Below are 19,718 nucleotides of genomic sequence, written 5' to 3' on the forward strand. Positions count from 1 at the left end.
ATGAAGCCCTCCAACTGTCTCTGCTAGACTAATCAAGCCTGGGGAATGCGCGTGTAGCTCAGATGGATAGAGCAACCGCCTCCTAAGCGGTAGGTCCCCGGTTCGAATCCGGGCACGCGCGCCAATTGTTATTACAGTGCTGGCCGATGATTCATCACCATGGCTAGGTATAATAGTTGGAGGTAGATTTACGTTCATCCGAGGGACAGAAATCCATGAAGCGATCTGAGCGACATCATCTAAAAGAGAACGCGTTGGCGGCGAAGATCGCGAGTTTTCAAATGGTCCTTGAAAACCGTAAGCGAGAAATAGCGATCCTTGCATCTCTCGTAATCCTTTTCGCTATTGGTGGTGGTATTTATGTTTCCTATCAACGGGCGGAGCAGGCCAAGGGAACGGATCTACTTGCGGATGCGTTAACTACTGCTTCAGCGCCAGTAATTCCACCGCCTCCACCGCCGGATCCTTCTGATCCAACTTCGATTCCTCCTGCGGCAGCCTTTCAGCCGGGAAGCTTTACTTCTGAGAATCGAAGAGCTGAAGCGGCTTTGGAGAAGTTCATGCTAACAGCTGAAACCTATCCCGAAAGTTTGGCTGGGATAACAGCTAGTTATCACGCAGCAAGCCTTCTTGTCGATTTTGGGCGACGAGATGAAGCGGAGCTGCAATATCAGAGGGTGGTTGATGTTGCGGGAGCAAGTATATACGGACGGATGGCACGTCTTGGTCTGGCCGAAACGAAAATGTATTCGGGCAATGTAGAGGCAGCCATTCAACTGTTCGAGGAAGAGGTCACTTCGGTGGACTCTCAGATGCCCCTAGACGGCCTATTAATGCAATTAGGCCGCGCCTACCTTCTTGCTAACCGTTCCATGGAAGCCAAGGAAAGTTTTGCGCGTATCGTTGACGAGTTTCCGGGGTCTAGCTATGGATTGGTTGCCCAGGCTGAATTGGATAGGTTTGAAATATCTGAAGAAAGTTAGGGTGCGCCGAGGCGATAAGTGAGCAATTTGTAGACGAGTTTTGCGCAGAGAACATTTGGATGCGCAAGTCCAGATATTGGGCACAGTTCCACGACATCGCAAGCGATAACCTCCCGCTCACGAAAAGTTAACCGTAAAATTTGAATTAGTTCGGTCCAAGATAAGCCACCAGGCTCGGGTGTGCCCACGGCAGGCATCACTGCTGGATTGAGTCCATCGCAATCAATGGTGATGTAAACCCTCCGTCGAAGTGTGCTGACGATATCTTCGACCCAGTTGGCTTGATCTCGCATTTTCACGTCGTAGAAGAGCGTTGTGGGAAGGGAATCGGCAATCATAGCCTCTTCAGTTGAAAGGCTGCGAATACCAACTTGGGTGCCGGATGCGTAATCTAGCGATCGGCGCATCGCGCAAGCATGGCTATTTGGGTTACCAAGATACGAGTCTCGCAAATCAGCATGGGCGTCTATCTGAAGAATCGATAGGTCGTCGTAATGGGCGGCGGCGGCAGCGACCAGCGGAGGGGTAATTGAATGCTCGCCTCCGAGGGTTACCAGGAACTTATTGAGACTGATGATGGTCGTGGCGACCCGTTGGATTTCAGCCAGGGCTTCGACTTGATCGGAATAAGGCAGTTCCATCTCTGGAAGGGTGCAGATGCCTTGTGTGTGCACATCGATTCCAAGTTCTTCGTCCCATAATTCCAGCTGGGATGAAGCGCGAAGAATTTCACTCGGCCCTAGTCGCGTTCCGGAAAGATAAGAGACGGTTCGTTCCAAGGGGGCTGGGAGGACCACGGTAGGAGCGTCCGCAAATGTCGCTTGGGGACAGTCGTCACCACCGAATGGCAAGTTATCACCATGCGGATACTCGAATGGCCAACTCACCTCTGTTCCTCGAAGCGGTTACTAGGAAGGAGGTCGCCATCCACTGAGATTCGTGGGCCGTTGAGAGTAAAGACCGAGAATCGGCGGTGTTTTAGAACGTCCGGCATACTCGTGGAGAGGGCAGTCGCAAGGAGTGGCAAAGCGATGGTGGCGTCTGCGTTGACGGTAACTTGGTCGGCGTCGGCAGCGACCTTGCCCCAACTACGGGCCTCATCAAGGGTGGACCCTGAAGCTCCGCCAAAGTGTGGAACGTCAGCAACAATCTGGAGAGCATAGCAGTGACCACCTATTCCGGCACTGTAGAACTCGGCCTGCACACTGGCCTGATTAATAAAGTTCTTTGGGGTACCTCCGCCAAGTACTATCGATGCTGTTCGACGTTTGCGAATAACGAGATTTGCCGATTCGATTATGTCGCCGATCACATCGATTTGAGCCGTCCCTGCTGTTGAGTGTCTACCTTGCGACAAGCCCATGCCGATGGAAGAATCAGCAATTGCGGGACAGAAGATGGGGACGTTCGCTCGATAGGCCGAAGTAAGAATTCCATCCCGCTTGGTTTCGTTCCATAAGTGTTCACCAAGCCTGTAAAGAAGCTCCCTGCTGGTATATGGACGATTATCTAGACCTTCGGAAAAGGCTGCGATCCAGTTATCGTTGTCAATAAATTCGTCCTCGTCCATTAGGGTGTCGTAAACACGATCAATATGCGCGGCCTGTAGGGCTCGATCGTCCGTCTGAGGGGATCCTTGAAAGTGTTGGCGGCCCCGACACTCATGTAAGTCATGATAAAGATTGGCTCCTGTTGAGACGACGCAGTCAACATATCGGTGTGCAATAAGATGGGCCAGAATCATTCTTAGGCCACCGGCGCTGAGTGCACCCGCAACTCCAAGAAAGACCAAGCAATCGTCGGCGAGCATCTTTCTCCAGACCCTGTAAGCTGTGGCTAAATTTCTACCTTGAAAGGAAATTCCAGCCATACGGTCGAGGATTTCCTCACCGGTTAGGTTAGGCTCAACCAAAAAGGGTTCGATTGGGGGACCGAATAAGTCACGTTTATTAGACATACGGCTTCATTCTAGGTTGCCAAGGTTGGGTCGGTCGAGCGCTACTATTCCTCTGACATGTCCCTCTTCAGTTCGGCTAACCAATCAAGAGCTTTTAAAGGAGTTATTTGATCCAGGTCGAGCGTACGTAAACGTTGCCGAATTTGATCATCTGGTCCAGTGCCCTGAAAGAGACCGGGTTGTTCTTGGCTGGGAGCGTTGCTTCCGCTCATTGCGGGTCTGCCGGCGCGAGTTAACTCGTCCCGTTCCAATCCATCCAAGATCTCTCGAGCTCTACGAACAACCTTTTGAGGTAATCCCGCCAAACGGGCCACTTGAATGCCGTAGCTGCGGTCTGAGCGACCTGGAACCACCTTGCGGAGAAAGACGAGGTTGTCGTTGTGCTCCCGAGCGACAACGTGGAAATTTATGACCCCAGGTAAAGCTTCTGCAAGATCAGTCAACTCATGATAGTGAGTCGCGAATAAAGTATGGGGCCGTGCTGACTGATTGGTCGCTAAGTGTTCGGCGACCGCCCAGGCTATGCTGAGTCCGTCGAAGGTTGCCGTTCCGCGGCCGATCTCGTCTAGAAGGACCAAGCTTCGAGGGGTTGCCGTATGTAGGATATGTGCTGTTTCCTCCATTTCAACCATAAAGGTGGAGTGTCCACGAGCAATATTGTCGGACGCGCCAACTCGGGCGAAGACCCGATCAACCAAGGGCAGTTTCGCTTGGCGGGCAGGCACAAACGAACCTGTCTGAGCCAAGATCGTAAGCAACGCAGCTTGGCGGAGGTAGGTTGACTTACCACCCATATTTGGTCCGGTTAGGATTATGAGTTGGTGGCTCAACTTATTTAGCAAGAGATCGTTTGGTACAAACCTTTCCGGGGTATACCGTTCGACAACGGGATGACGAACATCGTAAGCCTCGAATTCATCTCCATTATGAATTTGTGGTTTTGTATATTCGTGGGTGACGGCAACTTCCGCAAGAGCGGATAGGGTATCAAGACCGGAAACCGCCCTTGCTGTGTCTTGAATGCGAGGAATTTCCTCTGCTATTTGTTTCCGAAGAGCCTCGAATAAGGCTATCTCTTGCTCCAGGATTCGCTCATCTGCGCCAAGAATAGAGTCTTCGTATTCCTTAAGACTAGGAGTGACGAAACGTTCGCCTCCTGCGACTGTCTGTTTGCGATGGTAATCATCCGGTACGGACTGTAAATGCGCCTTGGAGATCTCTATGTAGTAACCAAATATTCGATTGAATCGAATTTTCAAACTGGAAATTCCGGTGCGGGTCCGTTCTGCTGCCTCCATTTCTGAGATTAATTGACGGCCGCTGTTACTTATGGAGCGCAGCTCATCTAATTTAGAATTACTGCCTTCACGAATGCAGCCTCCATCCCGAGCTTGAGCAGGGGCATCTTCAGAGATAGTCTTCTCAATGAGGCTTCTTAAATCGCTCAGATCGTCGAGTTCGCCCAATAGGCTAAGGGTAAGAGGTGCGTGCAGGTCTCCCAGAATGCCTCGAATTCTGGGAAGTAAAACAGCGGACTGGTGGAGTGCGAGTAAATCACGAGGTCCAGCGGTCGCTAACGACACTCGTGCCACGAGACGCTCAAGGTCGACCACGCCTTTAAGGACCTCTCGAAGTTTGCCACGGGTCACGGTATCAAAGGCGAATTCCTCAACCGCATCAAGACGATCTTGGATTCGTTCAATTGACAAGAGTGGCCTGACCAGCCAGGACCTGAGCTGGCGTCCTCCCATTGCTGTTACAGTCTGATCGATGGTTGAGAGTAAGCACCTTTCCGAAGACCCATCCGATGCAGCGATGATTTCCAGATGTTGGAACGTCGTTGGATCAATGCTCAAATATTGGGAGTGTTCTCGAAGACTAAGTTCTCGAAGGTGTGACAGGTCGCACTTCTGAGTGTCCCTCAAATAGCTTATGAGGCCCCCGGCCGCCGCCGTCGCGGCCAACCGTTCTTTGAGTCCGAATCCTTCGAGGTCCTGAACATGTAATTGAGAACACAATGTGTCGCGTGCACGCTCAAGATTGAAGGTCCACGAGTCAATACGTGTAATTGGTGTTTCACCGATGTGTTTAAGGAGTGCGGAGTCTTCCATGTCATCAGGAATTACCAATTCCCGAGGCTGAAGTACAGATATTTCATCGAGAACCTGTTGATGAGCCGTAGCACCCTGATATTCAGCCACCTGAAACTCACCCGTTGAGAGGTCTACGAGGGCGACACCGTATTGAGCGGAGGTCTTTGTGGGTTCTTTCTTACTATTTTCCTTCGGAACGATGGCCATTAAGAAGGCCGGTTTTCGTGAGTTTAGCTCATCACTATCAATGAGAGTCCCAGGAGATACCACGCGTACGATTTCCCTCTTAACGAGACCTTTTCCCTTCTTTGCGCTGTTCATCTGCTCGCAGATAGCCACCCGAAATCCTTTGGTGACGAGACGTGCGATGTAACCTTCGGCAGAGTGAAACGGAACGCCACACATCGGAATGGCCGCTCCATCCCCGTCTTTCGACCTGGAGGTCAGAGTCAGGTCCAAGGCCCGCGCAGCCGTAAGTGCGTCTTCGTAAAACATTTCGTAAAAATCGCCCATTCGAAAAAACAGTACCGCATCGGAATACTGTTGCTTGGTATCTAAGTACTGTCGCATTACGGGCGTTACAGCCGATTTAGTAGGGTGGGAAGGCAAGGGCGGGTCTCGAATAATGAGTGCATCCGACACTTTAAGGATGCAAGGTGGCCACAGTATAGGTAGGGGTCAATCGGCAGTCAAGATGTTGAAGACATTGACTTTCTGGTGGCTGCGCACTCTACTAGAATCGTTTTGCTAATGGAGAGAAGAAGTGGGTTCCAGGGCATCGTATTAGCTCTGGAGACAGCGACTCGACCAGGCGGCATCGCGGTGCTCCATCACGGGAAGATTGTTGCTAGTAAATCTGGCTCCGCTGACCGAACTCATGGTGAGCGGCTACCGAGAGATATTATTGACCTCTTAGGAACCCTCGATCTTACTGTTGATGACGTCGAACGCTATGCAGTAGCCGTGGGCCCAGGATCGTTTACCGGACTTAGGGTTGGAATCTCTACGATACAAGGACTGTCATTGGTTAAGGCTGTTCCAATCGTTGGGGTGTCGACTCTTGCAGCGCTGGTTGATGGGGTTCGTGATTCGATACTTGTTGGGGCTTGGCTCGACGGACAACGAAATCAGGTCTTTAGTGCGGGCTACCTTCGACTTGAGGAAGTGGGTAGCCCGCCAACAAGTGCGAGTAGTGGGGGACTGCCCACGATTATTACGGTGCCCGAAGGGTTCTTAGAAATCGAACCGCATTCCGTTGGTACGCCACAAGAGGTGTCAACCTGTTGGCAGGAGAGGCTGGAAGAGAAGCCCTTGACTCTCGTGGGCGATGGTGCCCACCGATATATGAGTGAAGCCAAGGATCTCCTGGGTTCAACGGTTCGAGTGTTACCAATTCCGGGGAACCTGGCGGAAAACGTTGGCCGATTGGCACTGGCTGCTTCTGAGGGTCAATTATTAGGACCACATGCTCTACGGCCCTTGTATGTCCGAAGGCCGGATGCTGAGTTAGCACGAAATCGGCGTCGAGGCTGACAGGATGCATTGATGGAAGCCAGCATTGAGAGGGCGAGTCTAAGTCGCGATATTGACGGACTTGTTGAGTTGGAGGCATTGAGCTTTCAGACGCCTTGGACCCGTCAAATGCTTATCGATGAATTGAGCAGGGTAAGTGTTTCCGAGGCTTTCGTGGTTCGGTTCAACCAAGAATCCTTAGTGGGATACTGTTCTTGGCGACTAATTGAGGGAGAGTTGCACCTCAACAATTTAGCGATTCATCCTGATTATCGTCGACAGGGCTTGGCCCGTCTTCTTTTGAGTCATCTGGCACAGGATGCGTGCAGTCGCGGGGCAAGCTCCATTCTGTTGGAGGTGCGTTCATCAAACACCGCTGCCCTTGGGTTGTATGGGCGAATGGGTTTTAAGCGCATGGATAGGCGGCCGGATTACTATAGAAATCCAGTTGAGGACGCAGTGCTCCTATCTAAAAGTTTGACGCAAAACTGCTGAGTTTTTGGACATCAAGGCCTAATCTGCCGTAGAGACTCTTGAACCCCTGGAAGCCTTATGGTACCGTGCGCCCGTCCGTGGTTCCACCAACTAGGGCTCTTTGTTCTGAAAGGAGGGGAGGATGTCGACAGAGACTGAAATCAGAGAGCGGCTGCTCTTGAACAATGAGGAATTTCAGGAGTTGGCCGCCAATCACGACATGCTCGACACCCGTTTGGCAAAGCTCGGTAGCCAACACTATCTAACCGATAACGAACAGGTTGAGGAAACCACCCTCAAGAAGCAAAAACTGCATATCAAGGATCGAATGGAGCATATTCTCCGATGTAGCCTCCGTCCGCCCCCGCAAGTGGTAGAAAGTTCCAGTAAATCCACAGCAGGTGGGTAGCTCCTACTCGACCTAAGCCTAGAATATATCTCGTGCCCATCGATCGATCGGGCGTACCGTTTGTTGCTGCGACAGCTATTCCCGCAGTTGTCCTGGTCTTGCTGGATCTTTTGTGGTGGGCCATTCCTTTTGTCATAGTCGGTGGATTCTTCCTGTTCTTTTTTCGGGATCCACGACGGCGTCCACCAGGAACTAAGGGGGCGGTACTTGCCCCTGCGGATGGTCGGGTTTTGGTGGCGGGAGAGGTGGTCTCGGCAGATCCACCAAAGGGATCTTGGTGGCAGGTGAGCATTTTTTTGTCGCTGGCCGATGTGCACATGAATCGAGTTCCTGTTGAAGGCGAGGTAATTCACATTCTCCGCCAATCAGGCCAGTTTTTTGCGGCGTATAGAGGCGAAGCTAGTTCTAGTAACGCGCGAACCGAAGTGGCTTTTCGGCATAGCGACGGGGTGATAGTGTGTAGACAGATTGTTGGGGTGCTTGCTCGCAGGATCGTATGTCGTGTTAGGGTGGGACAGAAGGTGCAGGCTGGAGATCGTTTCGGTATTATGAAGTTTGGCTCACGTATTGATTTGTTCATACCAAGAACGGCCACCATTGCCGTCGTGCCCGGCCAGCGGGTGCGTGGAGGGGAGAGCGTCGTTGCTAGATTAGTGGGCGAAGAGAAGCCCAAGACCGGGTTCTAGGCATGGTAGTTCTGAGAGGCTTTCAAAGCGATCAACGTGCTCGGCGGGGCATGTTCCTACTGCCTAGCATGCTCACGGTTGCCAATCTCTTCTGTGGATACGCTTGTCTGATTTATACCCTCAGAGGGGAGTTTGGCACGGCCGCTCCGTTCATTGGCATTGCGCTTGTTCTTGACACTCTGGATGGGCGAATCGCTCGGCTAATGAAAGCCACTAGTGCGTTTGGGGTCGAATTTGACTCGTTGGCAGACATTGTCTCCTTTGGTTTGGCCCCGGCGGTCTTAGTGTGTGCTTGGGGCCTAACGCCTTTTGGACAATTAGGCTGGGCTGCAGGCTTTTTGTATCTTGTGGCGGCGGGAACTCGATTGGCGCGTTTTAATATTCAGAGGGGAACGTTAGATAAGCGTTATTTTGTTGGAATGCCAAGCCCGGCAGCTGCCTGTGTGCTTGCGGCGACGGTGTTTGCTTTTCCGACTCCTTCGGTTGGTGCAATTGAGGCATTACCGATCTTCCTGGTAATACTAGTTCCTGCCTCTTTGATGATCACGACCTTGAGATTTCGTAGTTTTAAAGAGGTTAATCTCGGCCATCGGCGTTCGTACGTGCCGCTCATCGCCATTGCGGGTGTAATCGCGGTAATTAACGCGCACCCCCCATTCGTCTTAGCAGGGATGGCATACATCTATCTTGCCTCCGGACCGGTTGAAGAACTCCTTAGTCGAGTTGAAGTGCGTAGAAAATCTGCAGCCGACGAAGCTGACGATAATAGTAGGAATACTGCGACGGGTGATACTGCTAATCGCCCTCATTTTCATTAAGAGCAGGCGAACGAGCCTTTTACGAGGATTTGTTCGGAACGCCTAGTAGTTGACCGGGCGTCTTCGTTAGTGGCGTAAGAAGTACTTCGTCGTTTACAGACCCAACAACAATCCAACCATCATCCCAAAAGATCTCTAAACCTCGCGTGAGATCTTCGACTGACATCTGAATTCCGGGTAATAGGTTGAACGGTGCAAGTTGGCGTTCGGCCGGACCTCCACGCCCGGGGAGCGCGGCCAAGCCAGTTGTCAGTGGTGGTGTAAAGCGTAATCCTGGAGGATGATCTAGGGATTCAAGATCCTTAGTGATCTCGAACATGCCTGGTAAGTTTGTCAAATCGACTGTTCCATTGCGGAGGGGCTTAATTAACCACTCGGGGACTTCATGATTGGCTTCTGTTAATGACGAGGTAGGGTGCATTCCTGGTATGTATGGCTGCGGCGTAAGTGGTAAAGCCTTTGCCGAGATGTAACTATGCAACTCCCCAGCGCCCGTGAGAAGCACGAACTCTGCTTTTGAAGCTCCTTCGGCTTGTAGAATGATCGGAGGGGCGGCAAGTTCAGTCGATATTTCCAACGCCTCGCCCAACTCAACAGCATTCAACTCATCAGAATCCTCAGACTCCGTCTCTTCCGCATTCTCCGCAGTCGAGGCGCTTTCCTCTGATTCCTCGGCCATTAAAAGATCGGTCTCTCCAGGCTGAAGTGGTTCCAGCATCGGGGCGCTTGAAAAGTCTCCAGCAGTTTCGCCAGTCTGAGAATAAATGAGATGGAGCGGAAGCGTTCGGCCTGAAATCATGAGTGCATCGCCAAACTGGACGAGGCCTCCCACTGGCCTAGTGGGAAGATCCTGCTTCCATAATTGAACGCCCGATTTTCGTGCAAGAGCGCGTAATTGATTATCTAGTGAAACAAAGTAAATGGTCTCCGAATCAACTACTGGCGCGCCAACTATGTCTCCACCCGTTCTCCAACGCCAACGGATTCGCCCGTCGGATTGATCCATCGCATACAGAAAATTATCAGTGGTGCCTACGTAGAGTTGATCATAGGCAACGGTAATGGGTCCGGGAGCGCCCCCGAGTTGTCGCTCCCAGAGCACGGTTCCGCTCGAAAGTTCTAAGGCCGCAATGGCGCCATTGTCTTGGGGGACATACAGATGATTGTCATCAACGGTGGGAGGAAGGACCGCGGCTGAGAGTTCCTGAGTCCAGATCGGTCGTCCTGTGGATCGTGCATGTGCTGAGACGAACCCGGTAACGAGTCCGATGATCAGCCAGTCTGGATTCGAATATACCTCTGTAGAGGCAGGATCCGGGAGGTCGACATGCCACTTTTCGGCACCGGACACCGCCCATAGTGCGCGGACCTTCTTGTCATTGACGACGAAGACGGTGTCTCCAGAGGGAGTGGGACGGAAATCAACTTGCTGTTCCACTGTCCATTGGACGATTCCGTCGAACCGGGACACGGCTACGAATTGATCGTTCCGCAACGGGATATAGAGAAAGGTCTCGTCGCCCGCAGGAAGACCGGCAGGGGCCGCCGGTAGGGTAGTCTGCCAGTTGTAGCCGACTGGAAAGATGGATGGGGCAAGAATCTCTTCAGGGGATGAATCCTGACCTATAGCTGAGGCCGCGAGAACAGCCATCAAGAGCGTGCTCACAGTAAATAACAGCCGATGCCTTAACGGGCGGCTCTTGGACGAGTGCGATGACCTCAACAAAATCTGAAGCACCCCGTTATAATATCCTCGAATCGGTCGAAGAGTGCCCCAAGCTGGTTGTTTAATCGCGTGACACACCAAACACTGGTCGTCCTTGATTTCGGCTCTCAGTACACGCAGTTGATCGCACGTCGGCTGCGTGAATTATCGGTGTATGCCGAGATTGTTCCATTCAACATATCCATAAACGATTTAGCTGCGCGTAATCCCGTCGGAATAATTTTGTCGGGCGGGCCTAAATCGATTTCTGACCGAGACGCTCCTAAGTGCGATCCGGAACTGTTTAAGATGACCGTACCGACCCTGGGTATTTGCTATGGCATGCAGGCGATGACGGACGCTCTCGGTGGCGCGGTTCTTCCTGCACCGCAGCGAGAATACGGTAGCGCGGTGGTTCGGCCGGAGAATGAAAGGGTGATGTTTCGTGGCCTTCCGGACTCCTTTAAGGTCTGGGCAAGTCACGGAGACTTGGTAGCAACGGCACCCCCAGGATTCTCTATCACGGCTACTAGTAAGAATGCTCCGGTCGCCGCTATGGAGCACGCCGACCGTGGATTGTACGGTTTGCTGTTTCACCCTGAGGTCGTTCATACGGAACATGGTAGCGACATACTTGAAAACTTTGCGAGGGAGATTTGCGGTTGTGTAGGGGACTGGACCATGACCTCATTTGTCCAAGAAACCGTCGAGCATATTCAAGAGCAGGTAGGGGAGTCACGGGTCTTGTGTGCGCTCAGTGGAGGCGTGGATTCTACGGTCGTAGCCCTATTACTTCATCGTGCCATCGGTGACCGACTTACTTGCATATTTGTGGACAATGGCGTGTTACGCGCCGATGAAGCTGCCGAGGTTCGTCAGCGCTTTTCTGAGAAATTGGGTTTACCAGTTGCGTTTGCAGATGCATCACAGTTGTTTTTGGAACGGCTCAAAGGCGTGACTGATCCTGAAGAGAAGCGGATGATCATTGGCAAGGCGTTCATTGAGGTGTTTGAAACAAAAGCTGGCGAACTCGGACCGTTTAAGTTTTTAGCGCAGGGCACGCTCTACCCAGACGTAATCGAAAGCGTATCGGTTGTTGGGCCCTCAGTCCCAATTAAGAGCCACCACAACGTTGGGGGGCTACCAATAGAGATGCAATTCTCCTTGATCGAACCAGTGCGTCAGCTTTTTAAGGATGAGGTTAGACAGGTGGGCATTGAATTGGGTGTTGACGAAGCATTTGTGTGGAGGCAGCCCTTTCCCGGTCCCGGTTTGGCGGTGCGAATACTCGGCGAGGTAACCCCAGACCGATTAAGATTGTTACGCGAGGCAGACGCTATCGTTACGAAAGAGATTAGGGAGGCTGGATGGTATCGGAAGGTGTGGCAGTCGTTTCCGGTGCTCCTGCCGATTCGAAGTGTTGGGGTAATGGGCGACGAGCGGACTTACGAATATACCGTGGCGATCCGAGTAGTTCAGAGCCTTGACGGCATGACAGCGGACTGGGTGCCCTTACCCGCTGAGTTGTTGTCTAGAATGTCATCTCGAATTGTGAACGAGGTGAAGGGAATCAATCGGGTAGTCTACGACATTACCTCAAAGCCGCCATCAACGATTGAGTGGGAATGAGGGTATGCTCTGAAACCCTATAGTACTTGGATACCAGGGAGAATTATATTCATGAAAAACACTATCAAGCACCTGTTACTTTGGACATCAATATTGCTTGTCACCGCCTGTGGTGAGCCGCAGACAATGCAGGCTGATAGTGCTGAGATAGCGGAAGTTAACTATCATAATTCAACGCTAATCGTCGATGAACACCCCGGATTGGCTACAGGTGGTACCCAGAACTTTCCTCCGGGTCGAATTGTGCACTATGCGGAAAATGGCGAAGTTATTATTGAATCCAATATGTTGAAAATGCCACATGATGCATGGAGTATGCAGGACGGTACTTATTGGGTCAGCTTGATACGTGAAAATGCACTATGGCACATTAATACCAATAGTGAGGTTTTAGGAGTTTTGCCTATCGGTGTTTATCCAACTTCTTTTTCGGTACTTGAAAATGGCAATATCTTGGTATCAGGGTGGGATGATGATCATCCAGGTCTCGTACGCGAATATGATCCTACTGGCGATATTGTCTGGCGAGTAGAGGATTTAGTATGGCCATGGAAAGCGCAGCGCCTTGCAAATGGTAATACTATGATTGCAGATGCTGGATCCAACCGAGTCTTTGAAGTTGCCCCGGATGGCACAATAGTGTGGGAGTTTAGTGGGCTTGCTCCAGAGAAAAACGAACTTTTTGAGCACCTCGGCCCCACTTATGTTGATCGAATTGATAATGGAAATACTTTAATTTCTGGACGTGGTGTGGACAGGATTATAGAAGTGGATCAAGCCGGAGACATTATTTGGGAGGTAGGTGCACCACTTATCGATGCTCAGTTTCGAAAACGCGATAAAATATGGGAGGAAAGGACACCTCCAGAAACCCTTATAAACACAGGGTTTCTTCAGAAATAACTACAACAAACTAACAACAAACATCTACCTTAGATGCTTGTTTTTCTCGGTCTATAATATTCAAGTGACCGGTGCTGAATACATCGCAGCCTTCTTGGAAAAGCAGAACTGTAAGAACATTTTCTTAGTTACAGGCGGTGCTTGCGCTTTTATCGTAGATGCAATTTCAAGGAATCCTTCATTAAGATATATCCCAATGCAACATGAGCAGGCAGCTGCTATGGCGGCTGATGTTGCATGGAAAATAAATAGATCAGTAGGGGTTACAGTTGCAACTAGCGGACCAGGTGCAACTAACTTAATCACAGGAATAGCTTGTTCCTATTTTGATTCGATTCCAACTATTCATATAACTGGTCAAGTTAATCAAAAGGAAAAGTTCCCTTTTAAGGGTGCCAAAGTGAGACAGGCAGGCTTTCAAGAAACTAATATAGTTGACCTGGTTAAACCTATTACTAAATATTCGGTCCAAGTTAATAATGCGGAAGAGCTAAAATTGGAACTTGCTAAGGCCTATTCGATAGCCTTAGAAGATAGAAAGGGTCCAGTTTTAATAGATGTCCCTATGGATGTTCAGCAAGAAGAAGTTAACGATGAAGTGCTGATACCAGAGTTAGCACTAGAACACTTTGATTTAGATGTCTGTAGGACAACAATAGAAGACTTTTTTAAAGATTCAAATCAACCACTCGTTTTATTAGGAGCAGGGCCGGGGCTGTCAGATCAATCTGAAGAGGTTGTAGAATGGCTGGCTTTAAACTCAATCCCATTTGTATCAAGTTGGAATGGAATGTGTTTTATTAAGTCTGATAATAAAAATTATTATGGAAACATTGGAGTCTATGGAAATCGAGGAGCTAATTTTATCCTTCAGAGTTGTGACAAGCTTTTAGTCTTAGGAAGTAGGTTAGATAACAGGCAAAGAGGAAGTGATGTGGATACGTTTGCCCCTCGAGCAGATGTTCTAGTAATAGATGTAGACGAAGAAGAGCTAAAAAAGCATTTAAATGAACCCAGATATAGAATTCAAAAGTTTAATTTTAAGTTTTCTAAAGATCTTTTTAGGAATTGTTCTGTTCGTTTTTCTAAAGATAATATTCAATGGAAAAAGTTTTGCAACGATATCAAAACAAAGTATTTTGGGAAATGTCCAAGCACCTCTTCTATAGAATATAAGAGCACCGATCCCTATGAAGTGGTTAAAAGAATCAATGGGCTTATAAAATCAGATTCAATAGTTACCGTAGATGATGGGGCCAATTTATGCTGGGTTTTCCAAGCTTTTGAAAGATCAGACCAAACTATATTTACAGCTGGTGGAAATTCACCAATGGGGTATTCTTTTCCTGCAGCGATAGGCTCAGCTATTCAATCTTCTGATAGACAAATAATATGCTTTACAGGTGACGGTAGTATGCAAATGAATATTCAAGAGCTTCAAACAATGTCTCATCATAGATTACCAATTAAATTATTTATCTTAAATAATTTTGGATATGGAATCATCAAGCAATTTCAAGATACTTGGTTTGAAGGAAGGCATGAAGCTTCCGGTAAAGGGTATAGTCAACCAGATTTTGAAAAAATAGCTGATGCTTACAATATCTCTTATAGAAAAATATCTAATCCTGAAGATATTATTAAAGAAGATTTAGATTCAAAAGAAGGGATTATCTTCGACGTAATTTTGCATCCAAATACATTGATAGAACCAAAAATAGATAGTGGGAATCCGTTACATAACATGTCTCCTTATTTGGATCTAGATTCAGATTCTTTAGAGAAAAAGTATTTAAAATAAGTTTTAAGATCAATTTGAAGTTAATAGGGTCATATGCAGGAAGAGTTTTCTAAATTAAATCAAAGCCATCTTTCCACTTTAAAAGAGGAAGGAGTACTTGTGCTTCCAGATTTAATTTCCGAGCAGACCATAGATCTGATCAATAAAGAGACATCGCCGTGGTTAGAAAAGATAGGTTTTAACCATAGAACATCTTCCCTGATTATGGGAAACAATCAATGGATAGAACACCTTGGGATATGCAGTTTGGCTGCTCTCAAATTCGCGCTTGATGAGCAATTTATCAATTTTTTAGAGGATTATTTCGGAACAAGTGTAACCTTAAAATCGTTTAGTCTACAAAGAAAGATTTTTCCTGAGAAAGGTATAAGGTTCCATAGAGAGATAGGAGAGGGCCTGAACGTTTTTCTTTTTTTAACGAATCCAAGTGAGAAAACAGGTGTTACTGAATTTCTTAAAAAATCCCAGAACACAGAAATAGAAGAGAGTTATTTATTAAGAAATGAAGTTGATGATGCAATATATATGGATGTAGAAAAATCACCATTTAAATCGAAACCTCTTTTTCAACCAACCGGAGGTAAAGGTACACTGGTGATTTTTCATCGCGGAATCTGGCATCGATTGCCAAAATTTCAAGCACCTGGTCGAACAGTGCTCATTATGCAATATTTCCAAAAAGATTCTCCTGCTAAAGATCATTTGGTAAGAAATAGTTTTTTGCAATCTTTGTCTGATCGGCAAAGGGAAGTTTATTTGTCTAACTGCTCTTCCGCTTCTTTGCCTAGTTTAGTTGAGCTTGGGTCTGATCCAGGCCATATGGGAGTCTACAATATAGCTACTTGGAAGAAATTAGCATATTTTCTTAGGTATAAATTGCTTTCAAAAGTTTAAATATCTTTTTAGGGTTAGCCATTGAATGATTCGGAAAAACTTTGGATAGTAAAAAAGTACCAAAATAACTTGTCACAAGTACCCGCACAACGTCTCTAACAACATTTCCTATTAAATACATACATAGACATTAGTAAATATTAGTGTTTGTGTATGACTTTCTGTGGCAAATAGACACAACTAAGACAAATACACAAAAGTATCGGTGCCATGGATCATTTATGGCACCGTTTTTTCTAGTTAGTTTAAACTCTTACTCTGTTGAACTTGGAACGCGTGTCTCTCGCTTTCAAAAGAGTGTTTAAGTGATTTCATTGAAGGTGTTTACTGGGCAGTTGAGAGGAAATAGCTAGATTATTGATTGCCATGGCTGAGTTTGTTCATCTTCATCTTCACACTGAATTTTCCTTGCTCGACGGCGCCTGTCGAATTCCTGAATTGATGGATGAGGCGGCTAGAAGCAAAGTGCCGGCTCTTGCAGTAACAGAGCATGGAAACATGTTCTCCGCGGTCAGTTTTCATGACGAGGCGAGAAGAAGGGATATTAAACCAATTCTAGGGTGTGAGGTGTATGTTGCACCGGGAAGCAGGCTGACTAAAAGTGGATCGACTGGCGAAACTGCGAACCATCTAGTGCTATTGGCTGAGAACCTAGAGGGCTACCATAACCTCATTAAGCTCGTATCTTCAGGATACACGGACGGTTTCTACTATCGTCCAAGAATAGATAAGGATCTGCTCTCCACCCATGCCTCAGGACTGATAGGACTGAGCAGTTGTTTAAAGGGTGAGGTTGCAACAGGTCTCCGTAAGGAACAGCAAAAAAAGGCCCTAGCTGCCGCCGCAACTTACCGGGACATTCTTGGTTCGGAAAATTTCTTTTTGGAAATGCAGTATCAAGGCATCGAAGACCAACTAACCGTTAATAAGGGCCTCCTGCCCATCGCTCGAGATCTTGAGTTGCCCCTTGTGTGCACTAATGACGTGCACTACCTAAAACCAGGGGACCATGTCCCACACGATGTTTTGCTGTGTATAGGAACAGGTAAGACCGTACAGCAAGAAGACCGACTCAAGTATCACGGTGACCAGTTTTATCTAAAAAGTCCTGCTGAAATGGCTGAACGGTTCGGTGATCACCCGGACGCTCTCCTTAACACCGTGAAAATTGCGGAGCGATGCAATGTTCAGTTGGCAAGTAAGGGGAATCACCTTCCAAACTTTTCGGTTCCCTCATCGTATACGCTGGAAAGCTATTTTGAGCATGAGGTGCGTGAGGGTTACAAGCGACGACTACCAAGATTGAAGCAACGGTTAGGAGACGGGTTATTAAAACACTCATTAGAGGCCTATGAGGCTCGTCTGCAATACGAGATCAGCACTATTGTGGGCATGAACTACTCAGGCTACTTCCTAATTGTCTGGGATTTCATCCGGCATGCTCGAGAGCGCAACATTCCCGTCGGCCCTGGCCGAGGATCGGCCGCTGGAAGTTTAGTTGCCTACTGCTTACAGATCACCGACGTGGACCCGCTTGAGTTCGACTTAATCTTCGAACGATTCCTCAATCCTGAACGTGTCTCTCTTCCCGATATCGACATTGACTTCTGTGAGCGCCGACGGGCAGAAGTTATTGATTATGTGACCACAAAATATGGGCGAGAGAACGTTGCGCAAATAATCACCTTTGGAACAATGAAAGCCCGGGCAGCAGTTCGAGATGTTGGTCGGGCCCTTGATATCTCCTACTCCGACGTCGACAGGGTGGCTAAACAGATTCCCCAGACGCTTGACATGACGCTCGATCAAGCCCAAGAAGAGAATTCTGAGTTGAGAGCGCTTAGAGGGAGAGATCCTCGAGTGAAGGAATTGCTAGACGTTGCCCGTCGGCTTGAAGGGATGCATCGCCATGCCTCGGTGCATGCTGCCGGTGTTGTTATTGCGCCGAGCGCACTCACCGACTTTGTGCCGCTCTATAAGAGTCAGCGCGATGAAATTACTACTCAGTGGGCGATGAAGGACATAGAGCGAATCGGCTTACTTAAGATGGACTTTTTAGGGTTGAGCACTTTGACCCTTCTCGATGATTGCGTGAAAGCAATTCGAAGTTACGAGAGTGATAGTTTTACGCTTGACACGATTCCGCTTAACGATGAAAAGACTTTTAGGTTATTTTCTGAAGGGCAAACGCTCGGCATCTTTCAATTTGAAAGTTCCGGCATGCGAGACACCTTGCGCAAGGCCCAACCGCAGCGTTTTGAAGATCTCATTGCTCTGAACGCACTTTATCGTCCAGGGCCTCTGCGTGGTGGCGTTATTGACGATTTTATTGCTAGAAGGCATGGCAAAGTGCCGATCAAGTACGAGGTTCCTGAGCTCGAACCAATACTGCACAGCACCTACGGTGTCATCGCTTATCAGGAGCAGGTAATGCTCATCGCCAGAGACCTTGCTGGATTCTCAATGGGCGAAGCTGATCTTCTTCGGAAGGCAATGGGCAAGAAGGATGCAAAGGTTATGGAGGGGCAGCGGGATCGGTTCATGAAAGGGGCGGTCGAGCGGGGAATCAGTAATACCAAGGCAACCAAGTTATTCAATCTGATCGAATACTTCGCTGGTTACGGGTTTAACAAATCCCATTCCACGGCTTACGCTCTTCTTGCCTATCAAACAGCGTATCTTAAGGCTAATTATTCTTGGTACTTCATGGCCGCGTTGCTAACTATCGAATCCGAAAACCCAGATAAGCTGGCTGTGTATTTACGCGAATGTCGAGACCTAGGCGTGCCAATCCTTTCTCCGGATATTTCGACATGTGATATCCGATTTACCGTGACTCCTGAGGGAGTCCGATATGGCCTGGCTGCGGTAAGGAATGTTGGTGAGCACGCAATAGAGTCGATTTTGTCTGCTCGGAATGAGGGGAAGGGAATTCGCTCATTATTCTCACTTTGCGAGATGGTAGATCTGCGCCTTGTCAATCAACGAGTTCTTGAGAGCCTCGTCAAAGCTGGAGCCTTTGACTTTTTCGAAAAAACGTCACATGGGGACTCTAAGAAGTTTAGGGCTCGGTTGGCTGCCGTTATTGATAAGGCTCTCGACCATGGTAATCGGACCCAACGTGATTTCAAGCAAGGCCAATCCCAACTGTTTGGGGATGCAGACCTTAGCGATGAATCAAGTGGCACTCGATTGCCAGATGTCAGTGCCTGGTCGGAATCTGAGAAATTAGCGTTCGAAAAGGAAGCTTTGGGCTTGTATCTGTCAGGTCATCCGCTGGATCGACTTGCGGGCGATCTAAAGCGAGTAAACGCTGATGCATCGATCGATCTTACAGAATCCAAGAAAGAAGTACTGGTTGGGGGAATAGTGACCGAAAGTCGCTTATTGAAGACACGGCGCGGTAAACGCATGGCCGTATTTAACTTAGACGACTCGGTTGGATCAATTGAAGTGGTTGTGTTTCCCGAACCATTTGAGAAGCATGGTGCTCTCATCGAGAATGATCGAGTGGTGTTGGTTCGAGGGAAGTTCGAACATACCGATGATACGAAAAGGATTCTTGCGTCGGAAGTGCTACCGATTGAGGCGTTACACAATGAGCTGGTGAATCGGCTAAAGGTTTGCCTGACCTCGCCTCCTCACGATCGCGATACCTTTAAGCGACTAGCGGAGTTATTTAACCGGTATCGCGGAGATCGACCTGTCGAAGTGGTTTTAGAAGTGCAATTAAATGACGGGCCGCAGCGTGTGCGACTGGATCTTAGTGCGGTGCGGATCAAGCCATCCCGCGATCTGATTGATGGTGTTGAGGAGATTTGCGGTCCTGGGACCGTGACGCTGAGGTAAATTCG

General features: G+C 48.6%; 15 protein-coding genes and 1 tRNA gene. 12 read left to right on the forward strand and 4 right to left on the reverse strand.

Annotated features, from left to right (window positions below; translation table 11 throughout):
• Nucleotides 1-47: 47 nt before the first annotated feature.
• Nucleotides 48-124, forward strand: a tRNA-Arg gene (locus tag QGH09_05745).
• A gap of 91 nt (nucleotides 125-215) precedes the next feature.
• Nucleotides 216-983 carry a hypothetical protein gene (locus tag QGH09_05750; protein HJO17682.1) on the forward strand — a complete coding sequence of 256 codons (768 nt, stop codon included), beginning with the start codon at nucleotides 216-218 and terminating at the stop codon, nucleotides 981-983.
• On the opposite strand, the gene speB is transcribed toward QGH09_05750, so the two are convergent.
• Genes speB through mutS form a run of 3 tightly spaced genes read right to left on the reverse strand, consistent with a single transcriptional unit; the run spans nucleotide 980 to nucleotide 5,603 of the window.
• Nucleotides 980-1,870 (reverse strand): agmatinase, encoded by an 891-nt coding sequence (speB, locus tag QGH09_05755; GenBank protein HJO17683.1) that lies wholly within the window; start codon nucleotides 1,868-1,870, stop codon nucleotides 980-982. The two genes, QGH09_05750 and speB, sit on opposite strands and share 4 nt — an antisense overlap.
• On the reverse strand, nucleotides 1,867-2,940 hold the full coding sequence (locus QGH09_05760; protein HJO17684.1) for a deoxyhypusine synthase family protein: 1,074 nt from the start codon (nucleotides 2,938-2,940) through the stop codon (nucleotides 1,867-1,869). Before QGH09_05760 ends, speB begins: the two co-directional genes overlap by 4 nt.
• Before the next feature lie 44 nt (nucleotides 2,941-2,984).
• A complete protein-coding gene (gene mutS / locus QGH09_05765) occupies nucleotides 2,985-5,603 on the reverse strand; it encodes a DNA mismatch repair protein MutS (GenBank protein ID HJO17685.1) in 2,619 nt (872 codons plus the stop codon).
• 180 nt (nucleotides 5,604-5,783) lie between these two features.
• Between mutS and tsaB the strand changes: the two genes are divergently transcribed.
• The 5 genes from tsaB (at nucleotide 5,784) to pssA (ending at nucleotide 8,932) form a co-directional block, all read left to right on the forward strand.
• Complete coding sequence (gene tsaB, locus QGH09_05770; protein HJO17686.1) at nucleotides 5,784-6,566, forward strand: tRNA (adenosine(37)-N6)-threonylcarbamoyltransferase complex dimerization subunit type 1 TsaB; 783 nt, start codon at nucleotides 5,784-5,786, stop codon at nucleotides 6,564-6,566.
• Nucleotides 6,567-6,578: 12 nt separating this feature from the next.
• On the forward strand, nucleotides 6,579-7,040 hold the full coding sequence (gene rimI, locus QGH09_05775) for a ribosomal protein S18-alanine N-acetyltransferase (protein HJO17687.1): 462 nt from the start codon (nucleotides 6,579-6,581) through the stop codon (nucleotides 7,038-7,040).
• A 121-nt stretch (nucleotides 7,041-7,161) separates the two neighbouring features.
• Entirely contained in the window at nucleotides 7,162-7,428 is a 267-nt protein-coding gene (locus QGH09_05780; GenBank protein ID HJO17688.1) for a YdcH family protein, read from the forward strand.
• 32 nt (nucleotides 7,429-7,460) lie between these two features.
• Complete coding sequence (locus tag QGH09_05785) at nucleotides 7,461-8,114, forward strand: phosphatidylserine decarboxylase (protein ID HJO17689.1); 654 nt, start codon at nucleotides 7,461-7,463, stop codon at nucleotides 8,112-8,114.
• A gap of 2 nt (nucleotides 8,115-8,116) precedes the next feature.
• Nucleotides 8,117-8,932, forward strand: a complete 816-nt coding sequence (pssA, locus tag QGH09_05790; GenBank protein ID HJO17690.1) for a CDP-diacylglycerol--serine O-phosphatidyltransferase — start codon at nucleotides 8,117-8,119, stop codon at nucleotides 8,930-8,932.
• Between the two features lie 19 nt (nucleotides 8,933-8,951).
• On the opposite strand, the gene QGH09_05795 is transcribed toward pssA, so the two are convergent.
• The gene (locus tag QGH09_05795) at nucleotides 8,952-10,583 is read right to left on the reverse strand and encodes a PQQ-binding-like beta-propeller repeat protein (GenBank protein ID HJO17691.1); all 1,632 of its coding nucleotides are present in this window, start codon (nucleotides 10,581-10,583) and stop codon (nucleotides 8,952-8,954) included.
• Between the two features lie 144 nt (nucleotides 10,584-10,727).
• On the opposite strand from QGH09_05795, the gene guaA reads away from it, so the two are divergent.
• The 5 genes from guaA to QGH09_05820 all read left to right on the forward strand — a co-directional run bounded on the left by guaA (nucleotide 10,728) and on the right by QGH09_05820 (nucleotide 19,713).
• The gene (gene guaA / locus QGH09_05800; protein HJO17692.1) at nucleotides 10,728-12,266 is read left to right on the forward strand and encodes a glutamine-hydrolyzing GMP synthase; all 1,539 of its coding nucleotides are present in this window, start codon (nucleotides 10,728-10,730) and stop codon (nucleotides 12,264-12,266) included.
• A gap of 51 nt (nucleotides 12,267-12,317) precedes the next feature.
• A complete protein-coding gene (locus QGH09_05805) occupies nucleotides 12,318-13,169 on the forward strand; it encodes a hypothetical protein (protein HJO17693.1) in 852 nt (283 codons plus the stop codon).
• 64 nt (nucleotides 13,170-13,233) lie between these two features.
• Complete coding sequence (locus QGH09_05810) at nucleotides 13,234-14,970, forward strand: thiamine pyrophosphate-binding protein (GenBank protein ID HJO17694.1); 1,737 nt, start codon at nucleotides 13,234-13,236, stop codon at nucleotides 14,968-14,970.
• A gap of 33 nt (nucleotides 14,971-15,003) precedes the next feature.
• A complete protein-coding gene (locus tag QGH09_05815; GenBank protein ID HJO17695.1) occupies nucleotides 15,004-15,864 on the forward strand; it encodes a hypothetical protein in 861 nt (286 codons plus the stop codon).
• Nucleotides 15,865-16,230: 366 nt separating this feature from the next.
• A complete protein-coding gene (locus tag QGH09_05820; GenBank protein HJO17696.1) occupies nucleotides 16,231-19,713 on the forward strand; it encodes a DNA polymerase III subunit alpha in 3,483 nt (1,160 codons plus the stop codon).
• The last annotated feature ends 5 nt before the right edge of the window (nucleotides 19,714-19,718 follow it).

This window comes from Vicinamibacterales bacterium (genome assembly GCA_036012125.1).
Lineage (GTDB): Bacteria > Acidobacteriota > Vicinamibacteria > Vicinamibacterales > UBA823 > UBA11600.

Bases quoted from the DNA above. Each gene is read 5' to 3' on its own strand.
- QGH09_05750 (HJO17682.1), top strand. From the start codon at position 216: ATGAAGCGATCTGAGCGACATCATCTAAAAGAGAACGCGTTGGCGGCG.
- QGH09_05760 (HJO17684.1), bottom strand. From the start codon at position 2,940: ATGTCTAATAAACGTGACTTATTCGGTCCCCCAATCGAACCCTTTTTG.
- mutS (HJO17685.1), bottom strand. From the start codon at position 5,603: ATGCGACAGTACTTAGATACCAAGCAACAGTATTCCGATGCGGTACTG.
- tsaB (HJO17686.1), top strand. From the start codon at position 5,784: ATGGAGAGAAGAAGTGGGTTCCAGGGCATCGTATTAGCTCTGGAGACA.
- rimI (HJO17687.1), top strand. From the start codon at position 6,579: ATGGAAGCCAGCATTGAGAGGGCGAGTCTAAGTCGCGATATTGACGGA.
- QGH09_05780 (HJO17688.1), top strand. From the start codon at position 7,162: ATGTCGACAGAGACTGAAATCAGAGAGCGGCTGCTCTTGAACAATGAG.
- pssA (HJO17690.1), top strand. From the start codon at position 8,117: ATGGTAGTTCTGAGAGGCTTTCAAAGCGATCAACGTGCTCGGCGGGGC.
- QGH09_05795 (HJO17691.1), bottom strand. From the start codon at position 10,583: ATGGCTGTTCTCGCGGCCTCAGCTATAGGTCAGGATTCATCCCCTGAA.
- QGH09_05805 (HJO17693.1), top strand. From the start codon at position 12,318: ATGAAAAACACTATCAAGCACCTGTTACTTTGGACATCAATATTGCTT.
- QGH09_05815 (HJO17695.1), top strand. From the start codon at position 15,004: ATGCAGGAAGAGTTTTCTAAATTAAATCAAAGCCATCTTTCCACTTTA.
- QGH09_05820 (HJO17696.1), top strand. From the start codon at position 16,231: ATGGCTGAGTTTGTTCATCTTCATCTTCACACTGAATTTTCCTTGCTC.